Origin of the sequence: Alienimonas chondri (assembly GCF_013036045.1) — a bacterium.
Taxonomy (GTDB): domain Bacteria; phylum Planctomycetota; class Planctomycetia; order Planctomycetales; family Planctomycetaceae; genus Alienimonas; species Alienimonas chondri.
In genome coordinates this window covers 24,196-30,609 of record NZ_WTPX01000048.1, presented here as the reverse complement: position 1 = coordinate 30,609, position 6,414 = coordinate 24,196, and the positions used below count along the sequence as shown (strand labels likewise).

At 70.2% G+C, this 6,414-nt stretch carries 6 protein-coding genes; 3 read left to right on the top strand and 3 right to left on the bottom strand.

Annotated features, from left to right (window positions below; translation table 11 throughout):
- Positions 1 to 228, top strand: a 228-nt coding sequence (locus LzC2_RS09160; protein ID WP_171186099.1) for a hypothetical protein, incomplete at its 5' end; no start/stop codon positions are given.
- A complete protein-coding gene (locus LzC2_RS09155; protein WP_171186097.1) occupies positions 225 to 2,324 on the top strand; it encodes a peptidoglycan D,D-transpeptidase FtsI family protein in 2,100 nt (699 codons plus the stop codon). The genes LzC2_RS09160 and LzC2_RS09155, both read left to right, overlap by 4 nt.
- A gap of 4 nt (positions 2,325 to 2,328) precedes the next feature.
- Here LzC2_RS09155 and LzC2_RS09150 read toward each other — a convergent pair whose 3' ends face one another.
- Positions 2,329 to 3,396 carry an acyl-CoA dehydrogenase family protein gene (locus LzC2_RS09150; RefSeq protein ID WP_171186095.1) on the bottom strand — a complete coding sequence of 356 codons (1,068 nt, stop codon included), beginning with the start codon at positions 3,394 to 3,396 and terminating at the stop codon, positions 2,329 to 2,331.
- Positions 3,396 to 3,758 carry a tetratricopeptide repeat protein gene (locus LzC2_RS09145; RefSeq protein WP_171186092.1) on the bottom strand — a complete coding sequence of 121 codons (363 nt, stop codon included), beginning with the start codon at positions 3,756 to 3,758 and terminating at the stop codon, positions 3,396 to 3,398. The genes LzC2_RS09150 and LzC2_RS09145 overlap by 1 nt, the downstream gene beginning before the upstream one ends.
- A gap of 304 nt (positions 3,759 to 4,062) precedes the next feature.
- On the opposite strand from LzC2_RS09145, the gene LzC2_RS09140 reads away from it, so the two are divergent.
- On the top strand, positions 4,063 to 5,565 hold the full coding sequence (locus tag LzC2_RS09140) for a trypsin-like peptidase domain-containing protein (RefSeq protein ID WP_171186090.1): 1,503 nt from the start codon (positions 4,063 to 4,065) through the stop codon (positions 5,563 to 5,565).
- Positions 5,566 to 5,667: 102 nt separating this feature from the next.
- Here LzC2_RS09140 and LzC2_RS09135 read toward each other — a convergent pair whose 3' ends face one another.
- Complete coding sequence (locus tag LzC2_RS09135; protein ID WP_171186088.1) at positions 5,668 to 6,348, bottom strand: hypothetical protein; 681 nt, start codon at positions 6,346 to 6,348, stop codon at positions 5,668 to 5,670.
- Between the last annotated feature and the right edge of the window lie 66 nt (positions 6,349 to 6,414).

The following is a 6,414-nucleotide window of genomic DNA, read 5'->3' as shown; positions in this document are numbered from 1 at the left end:
GCGTTCTTGCGCGGCGTCGTCCGACACGCCGGTCGGCGCTGGGCGCTCGCCGGTCCCCTGGGTTGGACCGCCGCCGTCGCACTCGCGAACGCGGCGGACCTCGGCTCCGTGGATGCGACGATCGATTGGCCCTCGTTGCCGGCGGCGGCGGCGATCGGGCTGATCGGCGGGGGGCTGGCCGCGGCGATTCGTGGCGCAGAACCGAACGACGATCGGGGCTGGCGATGAACGAGGTCTCCCCCGCGGAGCGAACCGCCGGCGCCGGGGTCCGGGCGGGCCTGCTGTCCGCCCTGTTTCTCCTGCCGCTGGCGGCGATCGGGGCGCGAGTCGCCGTCATCCAAATCACCTGCGGCGAGGCGGTCGCGGAGGGACGGGATCGCCCGCGTCCCCGCGACGAAGCGATCCCCGCCGTGGACGGTCGCATTCTGAGCGCCGACGGCGTCGTCTGGGCGTGGGACGAGGCGCGATTCGAGGCGCTCGTGCACTATCGCTGGCTGCAAACCGACGCCGACCCGGGTTGGCTCGGCGATCGGATCCGGGAGAGGCTCACCCGGGCTGAGCGATCGGACCCGGCAAAGATCGCGGCCGCGGAAGCGTCGATCCTGGCGGAGCGGGAGGCGTTGAAGGTGCAGCTCGCGGCGGCTTGCGGCGTGGACGTGGGAGAGATCTCTCGTCAATTCAAAACGGTCGACCGCCGCGTGACCGAGATGAAGGCGAAGGTCGTCGCCGCCCGGGAGGCGAAACGAGCCGCGGAGAAAGCGCGAGAGGCCGCCGCCGTCGGCGATGGCTGGACCGACCGAATCGTCGCGGAACTGACCACGCCGCCGGACCGCGGCGGGGCGACGGACGATACGCTCGCGGAGGAGTTGCAGTATCACCGCGTGCTGTCCGGTCTCGGCCCGCGGGTGGCGGCGGCGATCGAGGGGTCCCCCGACCGCTTCCCGGGCGTGCGGGTCAAGCCGGTCGTCGAACGCCGCACGGCGGATCGTCTGCCCGCGGCCCACCTCGTCGGCCTTCGCTCCGCGCAAGCGACCGCGGGCGGAGAGGACGTGCGAGCCGGCCTGACGGGCGCGGAAGCGGCGTTCGACGGCGTCCTCACCCATCGACCGGGCGCCCGTCGGATCTGGGAGAATCGTTCCGCGGCCGCGGTGAAGACAGAACTCCTCACCCCGCCGCAGCCCGGCCGGGACGTGACGCTGACGGTGAGGGCCGATTTGCAGGCGGCGGTTCTCAACCGGCTCTCCGCCGCGATGTTCCCGCCGGAGGGGCGGCCTGTCCCGAAAGGGGCCGCCGCCGTGCTGATGGATGTGCAGACCGGGGCGGTGCTCGCCGCGGCGAGCGTGCCGACCTTCGACCCGCACGATCTGCGCGACGCCGACCGCTGGGCCGACTTGCGGGACGATCCCCGGGCGCCGCTGCTGGACCGCGTGACCGCCGCGGCCCTGCCGCCGGGAAGCGTGTTCAAACCGGTCATCGTCGCCGCGGCGCTGGAGGAAGGCGTGGTCTTCGGCGACGGTTCCATCGAATGCCGCGGCTACCTCGACCGGCCGGAACGGCACCGCTGCGCGTGCTTCATTGAGCAGGAGGTCGGGCACGGTTACGTTCGCCCCGCGGACGCCCTGTGCCGCAGCTGTAACGTCTGGTGCTTCGACGCCGCGGATCGCCTCGGCGCCGCGGACGTGGATCGCTGGGCGAAGCGATTCGGATTTGGAGTTTCGCCGGACACGGGACTGCCGGGCGAGCGCTCCGGCTCGATCCTGCCGCTCGGAGAGGGGGAGGAAGAGGTGTCTCGCGATCTGCTGATCGAAACCGGCGTCGGACAGGGTCGAGTGACGGCCACGCCGTTGCAGGTCTGCCGAATGACCGCCGTGATCGCGAACGGCGGGCGAATGGTGACGCCCCGGGTGGCGCTTCCCGCTTTGCCGTCGCCACTAGGCGGCGCGCTGGTCGGAAGGGGCGAAGCAGTGGGGCTGTCGGAGCGAACGCTGACCGCCCTGCGATCCGGCATGGATCGGGCGGTGAACGATCCGCTTGGCACGGCGTACCGCCATGCCCGCTCCAAGCGGCTGCGGATCGCGGGGAAGACCGGCACCGCCCAGGTCGGCGGAGGCAAGCCGAGCCACGCCTGGTTCACCGGGTATGCGACGGCTCCGGGAAACGAAAGCGCGACGGTCGCGATCTGCGTGCTGCTGGAGCACGGCGGAAGCGGCGGCGCCGACGCCGGCCCCGTGGCCCGCGATCTACTGGAGACGTGGGCGAATCTCGCTTCGCCCGAACGCCCGACCGCGAGCGATCAGACGTTCCAAGTGCGTCGCGTTCAGTAACGCCTCAGAGTCCGCAGGCGAACTCCCGCAGCGCCGCGGCGGCGACCGGGGCGGGACAGCTCCAGACCTGGAAGAACATCGCCTCCCGGACGAAGCGTCCCGCCGGGTGACCGGCGACGAACCCGGCGCCCTTGCTGGCCGTCAGGTAGGCCTGAGCCGATCGCAGGCAAAGCGAATTCGCCCGGGCGCGAACGGTCTGGGCAGTGAGTCCGTCGGGCAGCTCGTCCGCCGAGGTCGCCGTGGCGATGGTCTGAACGTCCGCGGACAGCGCCGCCCGCTCCCGCTGGAGAGGTTCAAGCGTCTCCCGGAGTTCCGGGCGCTTCTCCGCCTCCGCGGCGAGCCCCCGCAACGTGCCGGCGGCGTGGCCGATCGCGAGGGCGCTGGTGCCCACCGATCCGGTTCCGCCGGATCCCTGCTTCATGACCTCCTTCACGGGGCCGCTGACGACCGCCCCGCGACCGACCCGCACCCCGTCGAGCGTCACCGCGGCGGTGGCGCTGGCCGTCAGGGCGAGCAGTTCAGGCGAGTCCGCCACCGTCACGCCGGGGGCGTCGGTCGGGAGGAACGTGAGGAGTTGCCGACCGTCGGGCAGTTCGGCGCCGGCGAGGATCAGGTCCGCCATGCCGGCGGCGGTGCACCAGGGGAGGGTGCCGGAGAGCACGAACCCGGCCTCCCGTTCTTCAACCTTCACTGCCGGCTCGCCGAGATGGCGACGGGAGGTCGTGAGATGACTGATCCCGACCGTGGCGAACTGGTCCGCCGCCGCAAACTGCGGCAGGAGGTCGCCCCGCAACTCCTCGTTCTCGCTCTGCACCAATCGGCCGACGGCGGCGTTAAACTGGGTGAGCACAAAGGTCGCGCAGAGGTTCTCCGCGGCCAGCGCTTCGTAACCGGTCATGATCTCCGCGGAGGAGAGCGCCGCACCGCCGAACGCCTCGGGAATCGCCCAGCCGCACACGCCGGCCTCCGCCATTCGCTGGAACGCGGGCTTTGCGGTGGCGCCGGGACGCTCCTGCCGTTCGGCGAGATCGCGCAGGTCGGCGAGCAAGGTTTCGGGGACGTAATTCGTCATCAACCCAAGGTCTCCAGGAAGCCGCTCATCTCGCCGGCGGCGTGGGTGTCGCCGGTGCGGGTGGCGACCTCGACGCCGACCAGCAACGTTTCGCGGGCTTCCTCGTCGCGATCGCCGCGCGCGAGCGTCTGCCCCTTCATGAAGTAGGCGGGGACGTAGTCCGGGTGTTCCTCGATCACCTGATCGAACTGCTTGAGCGCGGCGTCCTCGTCGGTCTTGGCCAGTTCCAGCGCCACGGAGTACCGCAGGAAGGCGTCGCCGGGATCGTCCGCGAGGAGCCGTTCGAGCTTTTCGAGCCGCGTCGGCTTCGAGGGTGCGTCGGCGGACGGAGCGTGGGCGGCGGGAGCGTCGGGATCGGACATCGGCGCGATGGAAAAGGCGTTCGGGGGAACAGTGTAGCCGGTCGGAACGCGACGACCGCCGCCGAAGCTGCTTCGGGCGCCGAGAGTCCGCGCCGCCGATGCGGGCCTTGCGGGGCGGGCGGACGGCGGCGCGAGAATCTGTGCGGGACCGGTCGCGAGGCGTCAAGGGGCGTTTGACCGCGGGTCGAAGACGGCCCGGCGGGAGACCGGGTTGCGGCCTCCCCACGGAACGGACACCCCAGCCTTCTCCCTCCCCGCGGCGGTCGCGGTCGAGGGAGACCGGCAGCGCCCCTGCGAGCGACGCATGATTCACGCCGACTCACCGCTCGCCGCCCCCGTATCGAGCGCCTCCGGCCACGTCGCTCCCGTGAGAACGGCGGTCATCGCCTATCTCACCCTCTTGGCGCTGCTGTGCGGGGCGGCCCCCGGCGTCGCCCAGCAGCCGGACTACGACAGTGTCTCCCGCATCTCCCCCACCGTCGCGGCGGTGCGGCGGGCGGCGCCGAGCGTGCTGAACCTGCACTCCGTCAAAACGACCTACGACGACGAGCCGGTCTTCGGCTCCCGTAAAGGCCGCAAGGTCAACGGGATGGGCACCGCGATCGTCGTCGACCCGCGGGGCTACCTCCTGACCAACCACCACGTGGTGGACGGCGTCGAAAGCTTGCGGGCCACGGACGAATCCGGCGCCAGCTACGTCGCCCGGACGCTGTCCGTCGATCCGAAACACGACCTCGCCCTGGTCAAGATCGACGCGGAGAACCTGCCCGTCATGCCGCTGGGCACCAGCTGCGACCTGATGCGGGGTGAAACGGTGATCGCGATCGGCAACGCCTTCGGGTACGAACACACCGTCTCCCAGGGAATCATCTCCCAGCTGTTCCGCGACGTGGAAGTCACGGAGACGCAAAGCTACCGGAACCTCATTCAAACCGACGCCAGCATCAACCCGGGCAACAGCGGCGGCCCGCTGGTGAACGTGCGGGGCGAAGTCATCGGCATCAACGTCGCAATTCGGGCCGGCGCCCAGCGGATCGGCTTCGCGATCCCCATCGACGACGCCCGCGAAGTCCTGGCGGACCTGATGAGCGTCGAGCGCCTGGAGAAACGCTCCCACGGCGTGCGATTCAGCGACCGCAAGACCCCGACCAACAAACAGGCGGTGGTCGCGCAGATCGATCCTCGCAGCCCGGCGATTCGCGGGGCGGACGGTCAGGGCGGGCTGAACCGCGGCGACGTCGTGGAGCGGGTCGGCCGGACCCCGGTCGAGGACGCCGCGGACTTCGAACGGGCGCTGCTGGGCGTGCGTCCCGGGGAGACGGTCACGCTGACCGTCCTGCGGGGTTCGGAACGCGTGCCGGTCGCCTTCAGTCTGCCCGGCGCCGGACGGGGGATCGCTCAACTCAGCAGCGACACCCGTCAGATCTCCGCCCGTACGGCAGAACTGCGGAAGCCGGTCCAAGCCGTCGCGACCCCGCTGACCGCCGCCGACGCCGTGCCGCAGTTCGAGGCTCGCTCCGGTTGCGAGGTGGACCGCGTCGTCGCCTCGGCGGGCGGCAAGCTGACGGAGTTCGGCTACAAGGGCGGTTACCGCGTGACCGCCGTTCGTCCCGGCGGCCCGGCGGATCGGGCGCTGGTCAAACCGGGGGACATCCTGCTCGGTCTGCACGACTTCAGCACGCTGATCCCCGCGGACTTCGCCTACGTCCTCAATCTCGCCGCGGACGACGGCGTGAAGATGCTCCGCTGCGACATCCTCCGCGGCGGCGACCGGCTCTACACCTTCCTGAAGTTGGACGAGAAATAGGCCGCTCCGCGGCATGCGAAAGGGGCGAGGCGTCAGGCGTACGTGGTGGGGAGCGGCCCCCGTCACTTCCGCCTCACTCCTCGCCCCTTTCCCTTTCCTCCCTCACGCCTCGGCGCTGAGGTCGTACGCCAACCGGGTGAACTCTTCCGCGAGCTCGTCCGTGCTGCTGTGAACGTGTTCGGCTTCGGTGACGAACTTCATTCCGTCGTCGCGGGTCAGGCGGTGCTCGAAGAGGATCTTCTCGAATTCAAACAGATCCTGTCCGTACATCACGAGCAGCTTGTGTTCGTCGAACTGGACCTCCAGCGGGATCTTCGCGTTCAACACCGCGATGCCTAAACAGCCGTCGTCGAGGATCTCTTCCTCGTAGTCATACAGGGCGCTTTTGAGGACGGGCAGATCGATGCCCTCCCGGACGCGATCGTTGCGACCGCCCTTCCCCGCTGTGTGCGTGCTCTCCAGCACGATGTCGACTTCGTCGCCCAGCGGGTCGAGGAGATCGAGGAACAGCTCGAAGAGGTTCTCGCGGCTGGCGGCCGCCATCAGCACCGGCACGCGGACGCCCGTCGAGGAATCGACGAAGTGATCGTGGCGGTAGCCGGCCTTCGGGACCACGCGGAGGTCGAACGCCGGGCGGACCGCGTTCGTCAGCGTGAAGTCGCCGTAGGTGTCGACCTTCAGATGTTTCTCCAACTGCTCGTCGGAGAGTCCGCCGAAGCTGCTGGGGGCGGACGGATCGGCGCCGCCGCCTCGGGTCTTCAGAAATTCGGTGAGGAAACTCATACCGGCGTCGGGCGGAGGAGAAGCGGGGAGCCGGACCGATCCCGCGTTCGCCGTCGTTCGATTCCG